Annotated in this window: 19 protein-coding genes; 10 read left to right on the forward strand and 9 right to left on the reverse strand. The window is 61.4% G+C overall.

Annotated elements, in window-relative coordinates:
- Positions 1 to 172 precede the first annotated feature (172 nt).
- The 7 genes from AB3X95_RS21785 to AB3X95_RS21815 all read left to right on the forward strand — a co-directional run bounded on the left by AB3X95_RS21785 (position 173) and on the right by AB3X95_RS21815 (position 5,536).
- Entirely contained in the window at positions 173 to 565 is a 393-nt protein-coding gene (locus AB3X95_RS21785; RefSeq protein WP_184224932.1) for a hypothetical protein, read from the forward strand.
- Between the two features lie 87 nt (positions 566 to 652).
- Positions 653 to 940 carry a hypothetical protein gene (locus tag AB3X95_RS21790; protein ID WP_368622511.1) on the forward strand — a complete coding sequence of 96 codons (288 nt, stop codon included), beginning with the start codon at positions 653 to 655 and terminating at the stop codon, positions 938 to 940.
- Positions 937 to 2,442, forward strand: a complete 1,506-nt coding sequence (locus AB3X95_RS21795) for a TolC family protein (protein WP_368622512.1) — start codon at positions 937 to 939, stop codon at positions 2,440 to 2,442. Before AB3X95_RS21790 ends, AB3X95_RS21795 begins: the two co-directional genes overlap by 4 nt.
- Positions 2,443 to 2,444: 2 nt before the next feature.
- Positions 2,445 to 3,740 carry a multicopper oxidase family protein gene (locus tag AB3X95_RS21800; RefSeq protein ID WP_368622572.1) on the forward strand — a complete coding sequence of 432 codons (1,296 nt, stop codon included), beginning with the start codon at positions 2,445 to 2,447 and terminating at the stop codon, positions 3,738 to 3,740.
- A gap of 64 nt (positions 3,741 to 3,804) precedes the next feature.
- On the forward strand, positions 3,805 to 4,152 hold the full coding sequence (locus AB3X95_RS21805) for a copper-binding protein (protein WP_176367144.1): 348 nt from the start codon (positions 3,805 to 3,807) through the stop codon (positions 4,150 to 4,152).
- 68 nt (positions 4,153 to 4,220) lie between these two features.
- Positions 4,221 to 4,595 (forward strand): copper homeostasis periplasmic binding protein CopC, encoded by a 375-nt coding sequence (gene copC / locus AB3X95_RS21810; RefSeq protein ID WP_368622513.1) that lies wholly within the window; start codon positions 4,221 to 4,223, stop codon positions 4,593 to 4,595.
- The gene (locus AB3X95_RS21815; RefSeq protein ID WP_368622514.1) at positions 4,595 to 5,536 is read left to right on the forward strand and encodes a copper resistance D family protein; all 942 of its coding nucleotides are present in this window, start codon (positions 4,595 to 4,597) and stop codon (positions 5,534 to 5,536) included. The genes copC and AB3X95_RS21815 overlap by 1 nt, the downstream gene beginning before the upstream one ends.
- Positions 5,537 to 5,559: 23 nt before the next feature.
- Here AB3X95_RS21815 and AB3X95_RS21820 read toward each other — a convergent pair whose 3' ends face one another.
- The gene (locus AB3X95_RS21820; protein ID WP_309235063.1) at positions 5,560 to 5,721 is read right to left on the reverse strand and encodes a protein-disulfide reductase DsbD domain-containing protein; all 162 of its coding nucleotides are present in this window, start codon (positions 5,719 to 5,721) and stop codon (positions 5,560 to 5,562) included.
- A gap of 193 nt (positions 5,722 to 5,914) precedes the next feature.
- On the reverse strand, positions 5,915 to 6,637 hold the full coding sequence (locus AB3X95_RS21825) for a haloacid dehalogenase type II (RefSeq protein ID WP_368622515.1): 723 nt from the start codon (positions 6,635 to 6,637) through the stop codon (positions 5,915 to 5,917).
- A 208-nt stretch (positions 6,638 to 6,845) separates the two neighbouring features.
- On the opposite strand from AB3X95_RS21825, the gene AB3X95_RS21830 reads away from it, so the two are divergent.
- Both AB3X95_RS21830 and lhpH read left to right on the forward strand, forming a co-directional pair.
- Complete coding sequence (locus AB3X95_RS21830; protein WP_368590023.1) at positions 6,846 to 7,946, forward strand: branched-chain amino acid ABC transporter substrate-binding protein; 1,101 nt, start codon at positions 6,846 to 6,848, stop codon at positions 7,944 to 7,946.
- Positions 7,947 to 7,974: 28 nt separating this feature from the next.
- Entirely contained in the window at positions 7,975 to 8,982 is a 1,008-nt protein-coding gene (lhpH, locus tag AB3X95_RS21835) for a trans-3-hydroxy-L-proline dehydratase (protein WP_368622516.1), read from the forward strand.
- A 5-nt stretch (positions 8,983 to 8,987) separates the two neighbouring features.
- Here the strand turns inward: lhpH and AB3X95_RS21840 are convergent, their stop codons facing one another.
- From AB3X95_RS21840 to gltA, 4 genes are all read right to left on the reverse strand, one after another.
- Entirely contained in the window at positions 8,988 to 9,644 is a 657-nt protein-coding gene (locus tag AB3X95_RS21840; RefSeq protein ID WP_368622517.1) for a hypothetical protein, read from the reverse strand.
- A gap of 22 nt (positions 9,645 to 9,666) precedes the next feature.
- Positions 9,667 to 10,293 (reverse strand): DUF429 domain-containing protein, encoded by a 627-nt coding sequence (locus AB3X95_RS21845; protein WP_368622518.1) that lies wholly within the window; start codon positions 10,291 to 10,293, stop codon positions 9,667 to 9,669.
- Positions 10,290 to 12,572: an amylo-alpha-1,6-glucosidase gene (locus AB3X95_RS21850; protein WP_176123695.1), complete on the reverse strand. Its 2,283-nt coding sequence runs from the start codon at positions 12,570 to 12,572 to the stop codon at positions 10,290 to 10,292. Before AB3X95_RS21850 ends, AB3X95_RS21845 begins: the two co-directional genes overlap by 4 nt.
- 323 nt (positions 12,573 to 12,895) lie before the next feature.
- The gene (gene gltA / locus AB3X95_RS21855) at positions 12,896 to 14,194 is read right to left on the reverse strand and encodes a citrate synthase (protein WP_176123694.1); all 1,299 of its coding nucleotides are present in this window, start codon (positions 14,192 to 14,194) and stop codon (positions 12,896 to 12,898) included.
- A 385-nt stretch (positions 14,195 to 14,579) separates the two neighbouring features.
- On the opposite strand from gltA, the gene AB3X95_RS21860 reads away from it, so the two are divergent.
- Positions 14,580 to 14,981, forward strand: coding sequence for a hypothetical protein (locus tag AB3X95_RS21860; protein WP_176123693.1), 402 nt, complete (start codon positions 14,580 to 14,582; stop codon positions 14,979 to 14,981).
- A gap of 66 nt (positions 14,982 to 15,047) precedes the next feature.
- Here AB3X95_RS21860 and AB3X95_RS21865 read toward each other — a convergent pair whose 3' ends face one another.
- The 3 genes from AB3X95_RS21865 to AB3X95_RS21875 form a co-directional block, all read right to left on the reverse strand.
- Positions 15,048 to 15,836, reverse strand: coding sequence for an alpha/beta fold hydrolase (locus tag AB3X95_RS21865; protein ID WP_368622519.1), 789 nt, complete (start codon positions 15,834 to 15,836; stop codon positions 15,048 to 15,050).
- Positions 15,837 to 16,277: 441 nt separating this feature from the next.
- Entirely contained in the window at positions 16,278 to 16,589 is a 312-nt protein-coding gene (locus AB3X95_RS21870) for a hypothetical protein (protein WP_026228922.1), read from the reverse strand.
- Positions 16,590 to 16,618: 29 nt separating this feature from the next.
- On the reverse strand, positions 16,619 to 17,449 hold the full coding sequence (locus tag AB3X95_RS21875) for an RNase A-like domain-containing protein (RefSeq protein WP_368622520.1): 831 nt from the start codon (positions 17,447 to 17,449) through the stop codon (positions 16,619 to 16,621).
- Between the last annotated feature and the right edge of the window lie 168 nt (positions 17,450 to 17,617).

Consider the following 17,617-nt stretch of genomic DNA (forward strand, 5'->3'; position numbering starts at 1 on the left):
TTACAGCATGAACATTCCCACGGTGGGAATGTCAAGTGAAGGCGCAACGGCCACACTGACCTGGAACGTCCATAGCCGTGAGCGGGGAGACCGCTCGAAGCCAGCCTTCAGTTACGCTATGACGCCTTCGCACGGTTACCGAGGTCGCGAGCCCGTGCTAGACTCTCGCGTTATGTCCTACTGGCGCAAATTTATTCTCGTCGTGCTGCTGGCACTGAGCCTTCCGGTTCAGTCGTTTGCGGCCGTCTCGATGATTTGTGCTGCCTCCGAGACGGTCGATGATGAAGCGACCACTCACCATGTTCACCTGGCCAACCCAGTCGACGGACATGCGCTGGTATCCGACGTTGATGGCCATCATGGTCACGACCACAGCGGCGTACATCATCCTCACGGGTGTTTAACCTGCGCCTCCTGCTGTGTCGCTGCAGCAATACCGGTCGTGCCTGCGGTTTCCGCTTCGGCTGACCTGCTTAATTTTCCCGTTCCCCTGCCTCCAGCTGCGCGTGTCGCGTCGTTCCTGACCGGCGGCATCGAACGTCCTCCCCGCCTGATTCTCGTCTAATCCTCGTACTCGCGGCTATTTGCTGCGACCAGCAAGCTCTTCTGGGGTCTTTCACGGACGCCGGATGATTCACGACGAGAACAATTCATGCGAATGATTTCTGCGGCGCTTTTGGGCGCGAGCGCAGTACTGCCGTTGCTCGCGCACGCAACGACTCTTCCTGACCCGACAGATGCAGCGGCATCGGTGCCGGCCGTCACCGTGCATTCCGCGTTCGACGGCTACAAGTCGTACCAGGACGGCGAAGCAACCAGCTGGCAGTCATTAAACCGCGCAGTTACACCCGATCGCCGCACGGCTGGAATGAAGCAAGGTCAGCAATCAGGTGATGCTTCCGCCGGGAAGCAACACGAACACGGGGGTGAGTCGGAATGATGCGACCACTCGCGTGCCGCCGCGCGACCTCCGTCGCCCTCGCGATGCTGTTCCTGGCCGGCTGCACGACCTTCTCGAAGGACGGTGGCTTCAACACCGTATCGTCAACCGCGTCGGAGCGCCTTGGCAAAGAAGCCGTCTACGTGAAAACCGACGAGGACCGAGAGGCAGTCTTCAGGCGGACACAGGAACTGCTGGCTAAGCCGCTCGGCATGGATGATGCCGTCCAGGTCGCGTTGCTGAACAACCGGGGCCTTCAGGCATCGTACGGCGAGCTCGGCATTTCCGAGGCCGACCTTGTTCAGGCGGGCCGCCTGCCCAATCCGGGCTTTGCTTTCAGCCGGACTCACTGGAGCGATGGCTTCGGCATCAGCCGGGCCTTTTCCATAGGCGTCCTGGGGATTCTCACGCTGCCGGTCGCAACACACATCGAGAGTCAACGGTTCGAGGAGACCAGGCTCGAAACTGCCAGCGCGATGCTCGCCGTCGCCGCCGACACCCGAAAGGCCTACGTGAGTGCTGTGGCTGCGGAGCAGGCAGCCCTTTACTCCGCTCAGGTCAAGGACTCTGCCGAGGCTGGGGCAGAACTCGCCTTACGGATGCGCCAGGCAGGCAATTTCAGCAAGCTCGACTATGCGCGCGAGCAGGCCTTCTACGCGGAGTCGGTCGCGGAGGTGGCAAAGGCGAGGCAGCAGTCAGTCGTCGCTCGCGAGAAGCTAACCCGCATCATGGGCCTCTGGGGTTCAGGAACCCAGTTCAGGTTGCCGGAGCGCCTGCCCGACCTGCCAAGCGACAGGCCGCAACTCAACGACCTCGAGAGCTTCGCGATGCAGAACCGGCTGGACATTCAGGCGGCGAAGCATCGCACGCAAAGCGTCGCCAGCTCTCTGGGTCTTAGCAAGGCAACCCGGTTTATCAATGCGCTCGACGTCGGCTATCTCAACAATTTCGAGACCGACAAGGGACATGAGCACGGCTACGAAATCAGCGTCGAGATTCCAATCTTCGATTGGGGCAGCGCAAAGGTCGCGCGTGCTGAAGCCATCTACATGCAGTCCGCAAACCGCCTCGCCCAGACGGCGATTGATGCGCGCTCCGAAGTACGCGAGTCGTACTCGGCCTACGTGACGAGTTATGACGTCGCGAAGCACTACCGCGACGAGGTGGTGCCCGTGCGCAAAACCATCTCGGACGAAATGCTGCTGCGTTACAACGGCATGCTCGCAAGCGTGTTCGAGCTGCTTGCCGACTCGCGCGAGCAGGTCGCTGCCGTCAACGGGTACATCGACGCGCTGAAAGACTTCTGGCTCGCGGAAACGGACTTGCAGCAGTCGCTTGGGGGCCGTCTTCCGCCGCTCGCCATGACTCGGGCACCGGATGCCCCGCATAGCGACGCAACGGATTCCCCTGCCGCACAAACGCCGTCGGCCCCGGCACAGGAGTCGCCATTGTCGGCCCCCACCATGCAACCGGCGTCGCCGACGAATTCAAAAGGTGAATGAAGATGGTTTCACGTCGAAGTTTTCTCGGCGGCTCGGGGGCAGCGTTCCTCGGCGCGGCGTTGGTCAGCAAGGTTGGCGCAGCGTCACTTCCAGAAGCGCCCACGATGGAAAAGACCGCCACACAGCCACCGCTGGTACCGCCCAATGGACGCCCCTATACGCCCGTGGCGACACTGAACGGCTGGACACTGCCGTGGCGCATGAAAAACGGCTGGAAGGAATTCCACCTCATTGCCGAGCCGGTGGTCCGTGAAATGGCACCCGGCATGAAGGCGAATCTTTGGGGATACAACGGCCAGGCACCAGGCCCCACCATCGAAGCGGTCGAAGGCGACAAGGTCCGCATCTTCGTGACCAACAAACTGCCCGAACACACCACGGTTCACTGGCACGGGATGCTGGTGCCATCAGGAATGGATGGCGTTGGCGGGCTGACGCAGCCTCACATTCCGCCAGGCAAGACGTTCGTCTATGAGTTCCAGCTTGAGAAGCACGGCACGTTCATGTATCACCCGCACGCGGATGAGATGGTGCAGATGGCGATGGGGATGATGGGTACGTTCATCGTGCATCCCAAGGACCGAAGTGTCATGCCGGTAGACCGCGACTTCGTGTTCCTGATGTCCGCCTACGACATCGACCCGGGCAGCTTCACGCCACGAGTCAACGAAATGACCGACTTCAATATGTGGACGTGGAACGCACGGGTCTTTCCCGGCATCGACCCACTGCCGGTACGCGCGGGAGACCGCGTACGCATTCGCTTCGGCAACCTGACGATGACCAATCATCCCATCCATCTTCATGGGTACAGCTTCGAGGTCGCAGGAACCGATGGCGGGTGGATTCCGCCTTCCGCACGCTGGCCGGAAGTAACCGCCGATGTTGCAGTCGGTCAGATGCGCGCCATCGAGTTCACCGCGAACCGCCCCGGCGACTGGGCGTTTCACTGCCACAAGTCGCACCACACGATGAATGCGATGGGCCACCAGGTACCGAATCTCATTGGCGTCCCGCAAAAAGACCTCGCGAAGCGCATCAACAAGCTCGTGCCCGATTACATGGCGATGGGCAGTGCAGGCGGCTCAATGGGGGAGATGGAAATGCCGCTACCCGACAACACGTTGCCAATGATGACGGGAACAGGACCGTTCGGCGCGCTGGAAATGGGCGGCATGTTCAGCGTCGTCAAGGTGCGGGAGGGCCTCGGCCGCAGCGATTATCGCGACCCGGGCTGGTTCAAACACCCGAAGGGAACCGTGGCGTACGAGTACACCGGCGAACTGCCGGATAGCTGATTTCGTGGCGAGCCGGACGTGGCTCCGGCCGATATTTGTAAATCCAACTGTGGGAGAGAACATGATGAAGAAAGCGATTGCTTCGATTTTTTTGGGCTGCGCCGTCGCCGTCTCGGCGACCGCGTTTGCCGCAGGTGACGCGGGCAACATGAACATGGCAAGCGGCGCTCAACAGGTCGCGGAAGCGACGAACACCATGTCGCATGGCGAGGTGAAGAAAGTGGATACCTCCGCCGGAAAACTGACCATCAAACACGGACCGCTGAAAAACCTGGACATGGAAGCCATGACCATGGTGTTCAAGGTCAAGGACCCGGCCATGCTTTCACAGGTGAAGGTGGGCGACAAGATTGACTTCGTGGCCGAAGAAATCGACGGCGCGCTCACCGTGACGAAGTTGCAGAAGCAGTGAGCAATTCAATGGGGCGTCAGCGGCGCGGCACAGGCTACGCCCCGATTTGATTTTGGGAGGAAACAATCGTGAATACCAATCTCCGCAAACTGTTGCTCAGTGCAGCAGCGACCACCGCCGTCGTGCTCTCACCCACTCTCACGTTTGCCCACGGCAAGCTGGAGAGTGCCATGCCAGCGGCCGGCAGCGCAGTCGATACGTCGCCGGAACTGCTGCGTCTGACTTTCAATGAAGACCTCGAGTCGTCGTTCAGCACAATCAAGGTGGTCGATGCATCGGGGGCGTCTGCGACAAAGGACAAGGCCCAGGTCGATTCGTCGAACCCACGCGTGCTCATCGTTGCAGTCCCGAAGCTGGCTTCCGGCTCGTACACCGTCCAATGGGCGGTCATGACGCACGATGCCCACAAGACCAAAGGCACCTACACATTTGCGGTGAAGTGATGAACGACGGCTTCCTCGGCATTTCGCGGCTCGCGTTCGTAGCGTTGCAGAACATCGGCTTTGCTGTTCTTGTCGGTGCCCTGTTGAGTGACAGCTGGCTGTCCCGCAGCACTTCGCGATGGCAGAGCAGCGTCAGCGGACGCCTGCTTGTCACCGTGCGCATCGCTTCCTTTGCCACGCTGATGTCCAGTGCGTTCGCATTCTGGATTCATTGCGCGTTGATGAGCGAATCGACGCTCGGCGAGGCAGGTCCCGCTATCCGTTCAATGCTGGTGGAAACCGACTTTGGCCATGCCTGGCTGGCAGGCGCAGGGTTGATGCTCGTGGTGGTGATTCTGTCGTTCGCACAACGTCGACGCCCGATTCATTTCAAGCCCGCTATCTGGCTGGCCATCGCCGGCGTTGCACTAGCGCGCAGTCACGGCGGACACCCTGTGGATGCTGGCGTTTTTAGTTTGCCGGTGTGGGTGGACTGGGTGCATCTGCTTGCCATCAGCGTGTGGGTAGGCCTCGTTCTTGTTACAACGTACATCGTCGTGCCTCGCATATCTATTGCGCCCACCGCCGAGCGTGCGAAAGCGGCGATGTTCGTTCAGTCGCTTTCTGACGCCGCGACTTTCGCGCTAGCCATCCTGGTCATCACTGGCGCGTATAGCGGCTGGCGCGGAGTCAATGCACTTGAGCACCTGTGGGCGTCCACATACGGACAAGTTCTGCTGGTCAAGCTTGCTCTCGTACTCATTGCCGCCGTGCTTGGAGGGCACAACCGGTTCTTCGAAATGCCCGGGCTACTCTCATCTCTGAAAGACACGCGAACTGAATTCACACCAAAGCCGTTGGAGCGGTTCGCCGTTGTCCTGCATGTCGAGTCGGTTGTTCTGGCAGGCGCGCTGGTAGCCGCTGCGGTCCTTGTTTCGAGTCCACTTCCCGGGACAACGTAAGCTCGCACGGTCGAGGACCAGCCTCAGCGGGAAGTGACGGATAGAACCACGTTCGTCGAGACTGGACGAGGCAACGCAAGCTGGATTTGCACCGGCCGGTGGTAGACCGTAACCATGCCGAACGTCGGGTCGTTTTTAACTTCCCTTGGCGGCATCTGGTCCGGCTTTATCGACGCGCCGTCCACCGCGAAGTCGAATCGGTCCCGATAAAGGTAGTAGCCAGCGTCCTGAAGTCGAGGGTGACCTGCTGAGGCGCACTGAGCTTGACCGCCAGCGGAAATGCCTGGTCCGGTGGCAGCAGGTCGGTTTCGCTTACCGCCTCTGCAGCCAGAGACGTCAGCGCAACGAACAGGACAACTGCGGCGTACAACCGTCAGCTCATTCCACCAGCGCTTCCCGATGCGCGTCGACGAAGTCAGCCATGCTGTTGAAGCGGAAGTCGATGTTCGGCTTTGAGCCCGGGTCCATCGTCGCGCCGAAGCCCGGCTGCGAATGACGACGGTAAATCCAGCACGACGCCAGCCCGAACTCGTTTGCGGGCTTGTGGTCATGAAAAAGGCTTTCTGCGGTGTGAAGGATTTTTCCCTTCCTGATGCCCCACTGATCGAGCTTCTGAAGCATGTACTCGAAGTTGCGCGGCGACGGTTTGTAGGAGCCGACGTCCTCCGCCGTGATGATCGCGTCGAACTCAACCTGCAGCCTGGCGTTGCTGTAGGTGAAACTTTCGTTGTCGATGTTCGACAGGATGACAAGCTTGTAGTGCTGCTTCAGATATTGCAGCGCGGCCGCCGAATCGGGGAATGCTGGCCAGTTTCGGATCGAGCGACCGTACGCCACGCATTCCTCGTGGGTGTAGGGCAGACCCCATTCCTCTGCCATGCGCTTATACACGATGGACAGCAGTTCCTGATAGCGCTTCGCGGGCGTGAATATCTGCTGCGACGACTCGTGGCGAGCGTGGGCTTCCAGAACCTGGTCGCGCGTGAGCGGCGTCCTGGCTCGCTCCAGCAGAGGCTGCAAGGCTTCAAAGATGCCACTCTCCCAGTCGATCAAGGTGCCGTAGCAGTCAAAAGTCAGTGCCTCGAAATCGGTCAGTTTCACGACTCCCTCCTGTCAGATGTCCATGATGAAAATCACAATGGATTGAGCAACTGCCGGAACCAGAACTTTAATGCAGCAGCGAAGCGACAGCGTCATTTCTCTTCGCAAACCCTGGCGTTTTCCCGAATGCGATCCCACGCCGAAGCGGAGCTAATCTGATCAGCCCGGTCCAACACCTGGAGACTTTATGCGCCCCCTCGTCACAACAATGGCTGTCCTAACAGCCGCCGGCATCTCCGCATCCGTCAACGCTCAATCGGTGGTCACCCTCGGTCACTCGGCTCCCCTCACGGGCCCGCAGGCGCCGAACGGAAAGGACAACGAGAACGGCGCCCGCCTCGCTATCGACGAACTCAACAAGAGCGGCGTCACGGTTGCTGGCCAGAAGGTAACGTTCAAACTGGACTCCGAGGACGATCAGGCGGACCCGAAGATCGGCGTTCAGGTCGCGCAGAAACTCGTCGACAGCGGCGTGATCGCCGTGCTGGGCCCGTACAACTCGGGCGTGGCGATTCCGGCATCGCGCGTCTATAACACGGGCGGCGTACCGATGCTGCCGGTTGCGTCCAATCCGGCGCTGACGAAGCAAGGCTTCAAGAACATCTTCCGTATCGGCGCGAGCGACGAGCAGCTAGGCGGGACGATGGGCCAGTTTGCGGCCAAGACATTGAAGGCCAAGACCGCCGCGGTGATCGACGACCGCACGGCCTATGGGCAAGGCGTGGCCGAGCAGTTCATCAAAGAGGCCAAGGCAAACGGAATTCAGATCGTGGACCAGCAGTTCACGAACTCGTCGGCGACTGACTTCCTCGGCATTCTGACCAGCATCAAGGCCAAGAATCCGGATGTCGTCTTTTTCGGCGGATACGCTGCTCAGGGCGCGCCGATGGCCAAGCAGATGCGCGCACGCGGACTGCGTGCCAAGCTGCTTGGCGGCGATGGCATTTGCTCGGCCGACATGGGGAAGGTCGCCGGTGACGCGGCCTCCATCGTGTATTGCGCCCAGGGCGGCATTGCGCTCGACAAGACCCCAGCCGGCCGTGAGTTTCTGCAGAAATACAAGACCGCCTTCAACACCGACACGCAGGTCTATGCGGTCAGCTATTACGACGGCGTAAAACTGCTGGCCGATGCGATGGTCAAAGCAGGCACCACGACCGACAAGGCAAAGCTGACCGCCCAGTTGGCAAAGACCGACTACAAGGGCGTGGCAGGCACCTACTCGTTCGACGAAAACGGCGATCTGAAGGGCGCACCCACGACAGTCTATGTGATCAGAAACGGCCTTCCGGTGCCGTACGGGCAGTGACGTTCAATCGAGTAACCCCAAAACACCCATGAAAATCACCCGCACTATTTCAACAGTCGAGGTTCATACCGGCGGCGAAGCGTTCCGTATCGTGACGAGCGGCCTGCCTCGTCTTCCCGGCGACACCATCGTCAAGCGTCGCGCGTGGCTGAAAGAGAACGCCGACGAAATTCGTACCGCGCTGATGTTCGAACCGCGTGGTCATGCAGACATGTACGGCGGATACCTGACCGAACCCGTTAGCCCCACGGCAGACTTCGGGATCATCTTCGTCCACAACGAGGGTTATAGCGACCACTGCGGGCACGGCGTGATCGCGCTGTCCACCGCGGCGGTCGAGTTGGGGTGGGTTCAGCGCCAGATTCCCGAGACCCGCATTGGCATCGACGCTCCTTGTGGTTTCATCGAGGCCTTCGTGCAATGGGATGGTGAACACGCCGGCAACGTACGTTTCGTGAACGTTCCATCGTTCATCTGGAAACCGGATGTCACGGTTCAGACGCCGTCGTTTGGCACGGTAAAGGGGGACATCGCGTTCGGTGGTGCGTTCTACTTCTATGCGGACGGAGCGCCGCACGGTCTCGCAGTCCGCGAGTCTTCTGTCGAGGAACTCATCAGGTTTGGCGCCGAGGTCAAACAAGCTGCAAATCACGCGTACCCGGTCGAGCACCCGGAGATCCCGGAAATCAACCACATCTACGGCACCATCATTGCCAATGCGCCGCGGCACGAAGGCTCCACGCAAGCCAACTGTTGCGTATTCGCCGACCGTGAGGTGGACCGTTCGCCCACCGGCTCAGGGACGGGCGGGCGCGTCGCGCAGCTCTATCTGCGCGGCGAACTGGCCATGAACGAGACGCTGGTCAACGAGTCCATCATCGGTACTGTCTTCAAGGGGCGCGTACTCAGCGAGACGACCGTCGGCGACTTCAAGGCGGTCATCCCCGAGGTCGAGGGCAGCGCCTATGTTTGCGGCTTCGCAACCTGGATCGTGGACGAACGTGACCCGCTAACTTACGGTTTCCTCGTCCGATAATCGGCTCAAGCTCTCCTCCGGTTCCGAAGCGCGAAGTACATACCGGCCCCGAGCGCAACGAGCAGGACCACGATCAGGCCGCCCCCCATGCCGGGCAGACCTGTCATGCTGCTGGTCGCACTGGGCGCCGCAGAGGCAGCCACGGGCGCGGAAGCCACCGGCGCGACCGGTTGCGGAAGCGCCACACCGGCGGCACTGCCTTGACGCACCAGAGAAGCCTCCGATGTCGGCGAGGCCGGGGACGCCTGCGGCACTTCAGGCGCGGACGCGACAGCAGGCGCTTGCGGATTGGGTCCGACGGGCGCCATCGTGGTTTGCGAAGGCACCACGACAGATGCGGCCGCCTGAGGACCGGCTTCGAGCGCCCGCGCCAGCGTCTTCCACTTGTCGAATACGCCATCCACGCAGTGCACGTCGATACACGCGTTGCGCGCGTGCCGCCACTGCGCCAGCTGCGCGGACGACAGTTTGCCGCTGCCGAGCAGTGCCTGTTGCTGCGCGAAGATGTCGTCGTACTCGTTGTTCAGGATCGCGTGATCGCAAATGACGCGCTCAGCGGGTTGCTGTGTGGTTGCACACTGAATGTCGTTCGCCGCCGCCGCGGTCGAACCCAACGCCGCCAGGGATAGCAGCAATACTCCAATACGTCGTGCCAGGTGCACCCGTCCTCCGAGAATGTGAGCGTCAAAGTCCAGGCACCACGATGAATCCGCCCGACTCGTCACCGTATGTATCGACTCTGCCTTCCAGCAGATAACGTGCCGCCAACGCGCATAGGGCCGCGTCGACATGGTCGATCGATGTCAGCGGTGCAGTCGCGATGCCTTCCCGTTCGAGAATAGCCCGGCGCTGCGGGCCCTTTTGCTTCGCGGATGCGACGTCCGTCCCGAGAAAAGCGCATGTGATCGCGTGAGGAAACGTTTCGAAGCACACGCGACCCGTGACTTTTTCGCCGCCGTCGAAAAGCGCAAAGTGCGCGGCGAATGCGTCGTAGACGCGCTCGCCGTTGAACATCCATGCATAGAAGCCGCTTTTGCTGGCCATCGCCAGTTCGCGAGCCGGTGTCGCAAACGAAAAGATGCGCTGCCGCGCGAGTGCCTTCTCGGCAAGCCTTCCCGCGGCCCCCGTTCGCCAACGACACGGCGCATCGATGCCGACCGCCGCCACCTCGTGCGCGCGACACCGCTCGAGCATCTGTTCGGCGGTCGCGTTGCCGAGTTTGCACAGTATCCGAGTGCCGCGCAGGATGACCAGATGGTTGCCCTTCCGGTCCCCGCCGACATCGATGCCCGCGACGGTCGGCGGCGTCAAAGCAGCGCCACCACCCTCACATCGCCCTGCTCCGCCGACGCCACCACCTTCTCGCCGATCCGGCGGAACGTGATCGACACCGACGAATCCCCGACCCGCAGATCGCTGACCTCGAGCCAGTCGATACCTTCGGGAAGCATCGGCTGTTCGATCAGCACTTCGCGGCGCTCGGCGTCGATCATGATGCCCAGACACGCCTCGAGCATCATGAACGGCGAACCGGCCGCCCATGCCTGCGGCAAACACGCGACTGGATAGGCCGTGGGCGGCTCGCCGCGGCGTCGCGGGAAGCCGCAGAACAGTTCCGGCAAGCGCATGTCGAAATTGACCGCGGCCTCGAACAGCGCCTGCAGCAGTTTCACGGCCGACCCCTTGGCGCCATAGCGCGACAGCCCGCGCGCGCATAGCGCGTTGTCATGCGGCCAAACCGAGCCGTTGTGATACGCCATCGGATTGAAGCGCGCCTGGCTCGCCGCCAGCGTGCGCACGCCCCAGCCGGTATGAAACAGCGTCGAGTCGAGCGCGCGCACCAACGCTTCGCCGCGCTCGCGCGTGGGCAGGCCGAACGCCAGCAGATGCCCCGCGTTCGATGCCATCACGCGACACAGCTCGCCATGACCGTCGAGCGCGATGCCGTAAAAGCCGGCCTCGTCCATCCAGTACTTTTCTTCGACGCAGCGACGGATCTTCTTCGCGCGCTCTGCATACTGCGCGGCCGCGTCGCGCAGACCGCGCAGCTTCGCGAAGCGCGCCATCGTGTCGAATGCGGCGCTCGCATAGGCCTGCACTTCGACGAGCGCGATCGGGCCGTCGGGGAAGCGCCCGTCCGCATGAAACACCGAGTCGTGACTATCTTTCCAGCCCTGATTCGCGAGTCCGCCATCCGATTCGCGCTGGTAATCGAGCAGTCCGTGCCGGTTCTTGTCGCATACGCCCGCGACCCACTGCGCCGCGCGTTCGAGCGCGGGCCACAATTCATCGATCAACGCGACGTCGCCCGTGCGGGCCGCGTAGGCGCCGGCCAGCACGATGAACAGCGGCGTGGTGTCGACACCGCCGTAGTACAGCGCGAACGGCACTTCGCCGGCCGCGGCCATTTCGCCCTTGCGCATCTCGTGCATGATCTTGCCCGGCGCGGCGTCGCGAAACGGCGAGTTCTCGCGCGCCTGATGCTCGGCGAGAAAGCGCAGCACGCCGGCCGCGAGATGCGGCTGCAGCCACAACGTTTGCAGCGACGTGATCACCGCGTCGCGGCCGAACGGGGTCGAAAACCATGGGATGCCCGCGTACGGGTACGGGCCGGTCGCGAGATCCGTCGTCAGCAGTTCGAGGTCGGCGAACGAACGGTCGATCCATGCGTTGAACAGCGGGTTGCTCGTACGCACGCGCGCGCTCGCGCGGCGTCGCTCGCGCATCACCAGGTGGGCATCCACCAGGGCCGCGCGCACCGCCGCACGGCCGACGCGCGGGCGTTCCGCGTCGATCTGCGACAGATGCGCTTCGCTCAGCGCGTGCACGGGCTGCGACACGTCGGCGCCGGGCCTGCTGCTCATCGGCACGACGTGCACGGCCACCGACAGATAGATCGACACGCATGCCTGCGCGGGCAGCTTGACGGTGTAGTCGGCGCGGTCGGCGAACAGCGTGTCCGGCTGCGGGGAGAACGCGATCTGCACGTTGCGCGCGACGTCGTCGAGACCGACATAGCCGAGCAGCACCTGCTGATTCTCGACCCGCGCGGGCTGCACGCGACCCTGTTTGTCGCGCTTCAGGCCGCGCACTTCGAACATGTCGCGGAAATCGCTGGAAAACGAAATCGACAGCGGCACGGTCGCATCGCGCGTGCCGTAGTTCGTGAGCTCGATCGCCTCGTTGAGCACGGTGCCCGACAGCACGCGCACACGCTGGACGTGGATCACGCCTTCGGGCGTGCTGTCGCCGCCGAGCGGCGGCAGCGGGCGGTTGGTCAGATGCGCGGTGAACGTGGTGTTGTCGCTGCTGACGCTGCCCGACAGCAGCGACGGCGCGCGCCCGCCGAAGGTCAGCCGCAGTTGCGACATCACGCGGGTGTCGTTGACGAACAGGCCGTCGTCGTGACCGGTGATATCGCCGAGCGGATCGTTGACGATGAAGGTGTCGCCCGACTTGAGCACGTGCTGCGTGGCGCTCGCGACGTTGAGGTTTTCCGTCGGGATGAAGACGCCGTCCTGCTCGGGATCGCGATGATCGACGCCGCCCGAGTGGGTCAGCCCGCCGAGGGCTTCTGGCTGCTGTTTCAAGGTCGCTCCTATGAATTCGCTGCTGCTTTCAGTTGCACTTCGGGTCTCGCCTCGGATTCGCCGCCGGGTTGGCCGGCTTGGCCGCCCCTGGTTGGCCAGCCCCGGTCGGCCGGCCGGCCCATCCGATTGTAGAGGCTCTGAGGGCGTCAGACGAAGTTATCGCGTAGGAGTTTCGGCTTTTTGCGCCATTTTTTTGACGCCGTTTTCGGTGGCACAGGACGTGCAGGCGGCGGGATGCGCCGAACGCAAAAAAAACCCACGGCCTCTTGAGCCGTGGGTTCGAGACCGTCGTTAAACGCGTTGTTGGACGTCTATCCGGCCTGTTACCGCTTTGCAATGGGTTTCGCCTCGCGCAGCGTCTCGCCGACGAACAGCTGACGCGGACGACCAATCTTCTGCTCAGGATCGGCGATCATTTCGTTCCACTGCGCGATCCAGCCGACCGTACGCGCCATCGCGAAGATACACGTGAACATCGACGTCGGAATGCCCAGCGCGCGCTGCACGATACCCGAGTAGAAGTCGACGTTCGGGTACAGCTTGCGCGACACGAAGTATTCGTCTTCGAGCGCGATCTTTTCGAGTTCCATCGCCAGCTTGAACAGCGGGTCGTCGTGCAGGCCCAGCTCTTCGAGCACTTCGTGGCAGGTTTCGCGCATCAGCTTCGCGCGCGGATCATAGTTCTTGTACACGCGGTGACCGAAGCCCATCAGCTTCACGCCCGAGTTCTTGTCCTTCACCTGCTTGATGAACTCGGGAATGTTGTCGACCGAGCCGATTTCTTCCAGCATGTTCAGTGCGGCTTCGTTCGCACCGCCGTGCGCCGGTCCCCACAGACACGCGATACCCGCCGCGATACACGCGAACGGATTCGCACCCGACGAACCGGCGAGACGCACGGTCGACGTCGACGCGTTCTGCTCGTGGTCCGCGTGCAGGATCAGGATGCGGTCGAGCGCGCGCACCAGCACGTCGTTGACCACGTACTCCTCGGCCGGATTCGCGAACATCATGCGCATGAAGTTCGCGCTGTACGACAGGTCGTTTTTCGGATACACGAACGGCTGATCGATGCTGTACTTGTAAGCCATCGCGACCAGCGTGGGCAGCTTCGCGATCATGCGGATCGCCGATAGGTCGCGATGCTGCTGGCTCGTGATGTCGAGCGAGTCGTGGTAGAACGCCGACAGCGCGCCGACTGCAGCGACGAGAATCGCCATCGGGTGCGCATCGCGACGGAAGCCGCGGAAGAAGAACTGCATCTGCTCGTGCACCATCGTGTGCTGCTTGACGGTGTTCTCGAACTCGGCTTTCTGCTGCGCGTTCGGCAGTTCGCCCTTCAGCAGCAGGTAGCAGGTTTCGAGGAAGTCGGCGTTCTGCGCGAGGTTGTCGATCGAATAGCCGCGGTACAGCAGTTCGCCCTTGTCGCCGTCGATATACGTGATTTCGGAGTTGCACGCCGCCGTCGACATGAAGCCCGGGTCGTACGTGAATTTGCCGGTCTGGCCGTACAGCTTGCGGATGTCGATGACGTCGGGGCCGAGCGAACCCTGATAGATCGGCAGATCGATGGTCTGGTCGCTGTCGGAAAAGCTCAGCGTTGCGTGTGACTTCGAGTTCATCTACGTGTTCCTTTTGCTTGATACCGCAGTCGTTCCGGCATGCATCGCGGTCGTACGGCGAGGCGCGACCTCGGCGCTCTCGAACCAGTACAGGCATGCTCAGGTTCCGCTGCGCATTCTACGGGCCGGCGTGTCGTTGATTGCGTCGATTGCTCGCAACAGACCATCTCCGCGTGCGCAACATTCATTGTTGGCATGGGGCGCTGGCATCGCGCTGCCGATGAAAGTTGTTCGAAAGTCGGAACACCAGCTGCAACAATGTTTTGCTGCCAGCAGACTGCGTCGGGCTGGGTCCGTCTGCGATACTCGTTGTGTGCATTGATGCTTGCGGCCCGCGATTCGAAGCGGGCTTTTTTGATCACACAGAAACGCAGGACGAATACAAATGAATGCCTCTCTCGAAACGCTGTTTCCGGATCACGTCCATACCGAAGGCCACACGGTCACCGCGCTGAATCATCAGGACATCGTCGTCGCGTTGTCGGCGGCGCTGAAGACGCAGGACGTCGCGGTGCTGCATATGCTCTATCCGCGCACCGACGCGCGCACCCATCGCAGTCTCGACACGCTCGTCGACGTGCTGCATGGACACGGCCTGCATGAAGTCGCGGATCTGATCGCGCGGGAAGCGCACTATCTGCTGTTCACAGACCCGGTGAGGGCGTGGAAGGTGTTCCACGAAATCCGCAACGATTCGCTCGCGATCGGCGTGCATCTGTACTATCACGGGCTCGTCGGCGAAGCGGCCGAACGCGCGCTCGACAAGGATGCGCATCGCAAGGCTTGATGCAGTCAACGGGCGATCGGCGGCGACGCGCGCCGGCCGATCGCCGTTGAGCCTCGCTTCACTTCCTCAGCGCGCGCTCACCGCCTGAATGAATTCATCCACGTAACGATTGAACGCGGACGGATGCGCGAGGTTCATGCCGTGCGAGGCACCGCGTACCGTTTCGCGGCGCGCATCGGGCAACCATCCCTGCAGCGCCGTCACCGTGCGGTGGAACATGTCGGGACTCTTCTCGCCGTCGATCAGCAGCACCGGGCAACGCACGTCGGCCGCGTCCTCGGGCACGTAGGTGGGCAGCGGATCGCGGAATTGCCGCGCGAGCGTGTGCGCGTTGTCGGTCGCCATGCGGCGAAATCCCGGCGTGCTCATCGCCCAGAAGCCGGGGCGGCTCACCGAATCGACGAATAGTTGCAAGCCTGCTTCGACCTCGCCGCTTTCTATCAGTAGAGCCGCTTTCGCGCGCAATGCGTTGACCGGCTCCGGCAGGCTCGCGGGCGGACGTCCGGCGATCTGCAGCGGGCCGCCCGGATCGGCGAGCGTCAGCGTACGCACGTGTTCGGGATGGCGTCGCGCGCAATGATAGGCGACGCAACCGCCGCGCGAATGCCCGACCACATGCGCGGGCCCTGCGCCGAAACCAGCGATGAACTCCGCGACTTCATCGGCGTGGCTGCTCCAGCTGAACGGCAGGTCCGCCGCACTGTCGGTGACTGGCCAGTAATGCGTGAGACTGACTGCGATGCAGCGATAGCGCTTCGACAGACCGGCCAATTGCGGCTGCCAGTAGCGGTAGTCGCACAACGAGCCGTGCACGAACAGCAGCGGTTCGCCGGCGCCGGCCTCGATGTAAGGCATGCGCAAGCCGCTACGTAGGTCGATGAAGGATGGTGAGGACGACAGAGGCGAAGTGAAGACGGATTGATTCACGGGTGGTGTAAAGGCGGCGCGGCTTCGGGGCGCGGATGCGTGCTGGGCGGGCAACGGGCATTGGGAAACGAGCGTATCGGCGGCTCCGAAAATGGGACGCGATGCGTATTGTCACATAAGCGTCGGCGACACGGCGGGCAGGCGTCCGCAAGGTGCCCCCTTCCAAGCGCTTATAGAGCGCCCTCGGAAGAAAGACGCACCATGTGGAAGAACGAATGCGCTACATCGCTTGCTCTGGACGAGGCCGCTGTGTTCAGCTCTTCCGCTAGCATCGCCGCGCGAGCAAGCGCCGGACGGCATCAATCCATCCACGCGTGGCGACAAAGGAGGACCACTCACCTGGAGCGCGCTTCATCAGTCGGCCGTTTCCTAAAGATCCACATAACCAGCGCGCCCCATAAAACATCGTATGTTGGATTTCCCGATACTTCTTAGATACTTGACGGCCTCTTTAAACAGGGAATCATCTTTGTCCCGCTCCGTGATTGTTCGCCAATCGTGATCGCCGTCTCCTTTCATCTTTAGGAAATGTGCGTCGCCTGGTTCGTCCACATAGGCTCTTGCCATATAACTAACATTCCCCTTGCCAAATTCATAAATATCGTACTCGTAATAATATTCATACATTCCATTTTCATCGCGCTCGCCGCAATCGATATGGTGACTTACAATTACTTCCATTAATTTCTCCCGTGGCACAAAGTTTGGCATCAGAGCTCAAGATACGCCGTGAGAATGTAGTACGGCATGCCGTTATGGGATTCACGCTTTATAAACATCTTTACCTTGCTCAACGGCACAAGTTTCCCTGTTGATCGAGTCACTCCATAGCCTACAGGTGATCCTACGTCATGAATCAGGCATAGACGTATGTCATTTCTGGCTGCCCATACCTTCACCCTCGAAGAGTTGAGTTGCATAACCTTTGAAATTGCACTTTCAGCGGCGCGTATATCCGTAAACGAGGATGCGATGTCAATGCGACTTTCGGCAGCCAGCCTGGCGCGCAATTGTGCCTCGGTTCGTCCTACATGCTTTGCGATTGTATGCCCACCAACCCGGCTGCCAACTTGGGCCTCATGCTCAATCAGATTGATCCGGCCCATCGTAACGCTGGCGGCGCGTACCGCCCTGATCGAACCGGCAAAGCTGAACGGCACGACGATATCAACCGACAAGCCGATATTGTTCGCTATATCAGGACTGGCTTTCATCGCCGCAGCCAGCTTCGTTGTGCCCTGTTGGATCAATGTGGCCGTGTCTTGGCCCGTCCAGATTTGGCGCAAACCCGCCGACGCGGTATCTGAGCCATGTACGCCGAACACAACACATCCGGCCTTGCTCGTCATCGTCGGTTCCGGCAGCACACAAAGCGCTGCCGCTCCGATCATTTCAAGCACTCCGCCGACAACCTGCAAACCGCCCCATAGACGATTGGAAAGCATCTCCGAGGGGCTGATCGACTGGCGGGAGAGCACCGCGGCCAGTTGCGGCGCACTGAGCACCACGCGCACGCCATCCGGATCCTGTTGATACGACATTCCGAACTCCTGTAGCTATTGGGACTGCCAAGCTAGCAGGCGACCACAGCGGCACAGAATGGGCGATGGATGATTTTAATGTCTCGTTGCGATCAACGAAATCGTAAATAGTTGTCAAAACGGACTTATCCCGAATTAATGCGGTTGACCGTGGTCCGCTTCGATGGT

The sequence above is a fragment of the Paraburkholderia sp. BR13444 genome, assembly GCF_040948755.1.
GTDB classification, from domain to species: domain Bacteria; phylum Pseudomonadota; class Gammaproteobacteria; order Burkholderiales; family Burkholderiaceae; genus Paraburkholderia; species Paraburkholderia youngii.

Coding starts and splice junctions, on each gene's coding strand:
- AB3X95_RS21805 (WP_176367144.1), top strand. CDS start 3,805: ATGAAGAAAGCGATTGCTTCGATTTTTTTGGGCTGCGCCGTCGCCGTC.
- AB3X95_RS21860 (WP_176123693.1), top strand. CDS start 14,580: ATGAATGCCTCTCTCGAAACGCTGTTTCCGGATCACGTCCATACCGAA.
- AB3X95_RS21790 (WP_368622511.1), top strand. CDS start 653: ATGCGAATGATTTCTGCGGCGCTTTTGGGCGCGAGCGCAGTACTGCCG.
- AB3X95_RS21875 (WP_368622520.1), bottom strand. CDS start 17,449: ATGTCGTATCAACAGGATCCGGATGGCGTGCGCGTGGTGCTCAGTGCG.
- gltA (WP_176123694.1), bottom strand. CDS start 14,194: ATGAACTCGAAGTCACACGCAACGCTGAGCTTTTCCGACAGCGACCAG.
- AB3X95_RS21800 (WP_368622572.1), top strand. CDS start 2,445: ATGGTTTCACGTCGAAGTTTTCTCGGCGGCTCGGGGGCAGCGTTCCTC.
- AB3X95_RS21785 (WP_184224932.1), top strand. CDS start 173: ATGTCCTACTGGCGCAAATTTATTCTCGTCGTGCTGCTGGCACTGAGC.
- AB3X95_RS21795 (WP_368622512.1), top strand. CDS start 937: ATGATGCGACCACTCGCGTGCCGCCGCGCGACCTCCGTCGCCCTCGCG.
- lhpH (WP_368622516.1), top strand. CDS start 7,975: ATGAAAATCACCCGCACTATTTCAACAGTCGAGGTTCATACCGGCGGC.
- AB3X95_RS21815 (WP_368622514.1), top strand. CDS start 4,595: ATGAACGACGGCTTCCTCGGCATTTCGCGGCTCGCGTTCGTAGCGTTG.
- AB3X95_RS21870 (WP_026228922.1), bottom strand. CDS start 16,589: ATGGAAGTAATTGTAAGTCACCATATCGATTGCGGCGAGCGCGATGAA.
- AB3X95_RS21830 (WP_368590023.1), top strand. CDS start 6,846: ATGGCTGTCCTAACAGCCGCCGGCATCTCCGCATCCGTCAACGCTCAA.
- AB3X95_RS21865 (WP_368622519.1), bottom strand. CDS start 15,836: ATGCCTTACATCGAGGCCGGCGCCGGCGAACCGCTGCTGTTCGTGCAC.